Here is a 1,821-nt window from a genome sequence, read left to right as displayed (position 1 = left end):
TGCCCCGACTCTACCCGTTGAGCTTTTTCTCGACTAATTCGTTAGTCAGCTTCGGATCGGCGCGTTTGCCTGTTTTTTTCAAAACTTGTCCCACGAAGAAGCCTTTGAGGTTGGTGTTACCGTTGCGATATTTTTCTAGTTCTTTGGGATTGGCGGCTATGACTTCATCAACGATGGGTTCGAGTACGGTAGGATCGCTGATTAGTTCTTGACCGGCAAAAGCTTTTTCTGGAGAAATACCACTGAGTAAGTCTGGTAGCTTTTCTTTAGCTTGGGCGTTACTAATTTTGCCTTTTTCAATTCGGACGATGACATCAGCTAAGTTGCTGGGAGTCAGGGCGATTTCAGTAATACTGAGTTTTTGTTTGTTGAGGTATGCGGCAATATCTTGAGTAATCCAGTTAGCAGCAGCTTTGGGATTTGCACCAGCCGCGATCGCTGCTTCAAAATATTCGGATACAGGACGATCTTCTGTTAAAACTCGCGCATCATAAGCCGAAAGCCCCAATTCATGTTCGTAACGATGGCGTTTTTGCGCTGGTAGTTCTGGTAGTTCGCTGTGCCATTTTTCTAATTGTTCGTTGGACACCTCAATTGGTGCTAAATCTGGTTCGGGGAAGTAGCGGTAATCGCTGGAACCTTCTTTAGTCCGCATACTAACGGTGCGTTGTGCGCCTTCTTCCCACAGCCGAGTTTCTTGGATGATGCGCTCCCCTGCTTCGATAGCTGCGATTTGCCGTTCAATTTCGTAATCAATGGCGCGTTGGATGGCGCTAAAGGAGTTCATGTTTTTAATTTCTACTTTGGTGCCAAATTTCTCTTGTCCCACTGGACGCACAGAGATATTGACATCGCAACGTAGAGATCCTTCTTGCATGTTGCCGTCGCTGACACCAAGATAGCGCATAATCCGCCGTAGTTCTTGGGCATATTCAGCAGCTTCGATTCCAGAACGCAAATCTGGTTCCGAGACGATTTCTACTAAGGGTATACCTGCGCGGTTGTAGTCTACCAGAGAATAGGCAGAACCGGAAAGGCGATCACTACCCGCATGTACCAATTTTCCCGCATCTTCCTCCATGTGCAGACGCGTGATACCAATGCGTTTGCGGCTAGGTTTTCCCTCAGCGTCTACTAACTCAATTTCTAACCAACCATGTTCGGCGATGGGTAAGTCATATTGAGAAATTTGGTAATTTTTCGGTAAATCTGGATAAAAATATTGTTTGCGGTCAAATTTGCTGTATTTCGCGATTTGACAATTCAGTGCCAAACCAGCTTTGACGGCATACTCTAATACTTTTTGATTTAGTACAGGTAAAACCCCAGGTAAACCCATACAAATGGGGTCAATGTTAGTATTGGGGTCAGCGCCGAATGCTGTGGAGCTACTAGAGAAAATCTTCGTATTAGTACTGAGTTGACAATGGGTTTCTAGACCAATAATTGCTTCGTACTCAGTCTTGACAGTTGTAGCAGAGGTCATAATATCACTAATTTGGGCACAATCCTTTCTAGTGCTACTATTGTAGCGGCGTATGGAGTTGCCCTAAAGACGGTTATTTGGGTGAATTATCCTAACTATAAGAAACTTAGTGCGCTGTTTGTCATTAGTCAAAATAATAAGGGACTAAGCGTAACACTTTACACAGCAAATTTAAATAAGTATCAAGTACGCCATCTAGCTTTGGTAGCTAGATCGAAAGCCGATTTTAATTTACAATTCCGGTTTCTGAATTCTGAATTCTGCCATATCATATTGTTTTGCTAAATGAATATTCCTGAAGGATTGATTTGGCATTTCTTTGCAATACTTAACTA

At 43.4% G+C, this 1,821-nt stretch carries 1 protein-coding gene; it reads right to left on the bottom strand.

The features are described from left to right. Positions 1 to 10: 10 nt before the first annotated feature. The gene (gene gatB, locus GNE10_RS34255; protein ID WP_099071963.1) at positions 11 to 1,486 is read right to left on the bottom strand and encodes an Asp-tRNA(Asn)/Glu-tRNA(Gln) amidotransferase subunit GatB; all 1,476 of its coding nucleotides are present in this window, start codon (positions 1,484 to 1,486) and stop codon (positions 11 to 13) included. Between the last annotated feature and the right edge of the window lie 335 nt (positions 1,487 to 1,821).

The sequence above is a fragment of the Nostoc sp. 2RC genome (genome assembly GCF_014222165.1).
GTDB classification, from domain to species: domain Bacteria; phylum Cyanobacteriota; class Cyanobacteriia; order Cyanobacteriales; family Nostocaceae; genus Nostoc; species Nostoc linckia.
Note: the sequence above shows the minus strand (reverse complement) of the source record. Positions and strands in the feature narration are given on the sequence as shown.

Bases quoted from the DNA above. Each gene is read 5' to 3' on its own strand.
- gatB (WP_099071963.1), bottom strand. From the start codon at position 1,486: ATGACCTCTGCTACAACTGTCAAGACTGAGTACGAAGCAATTATTGGT.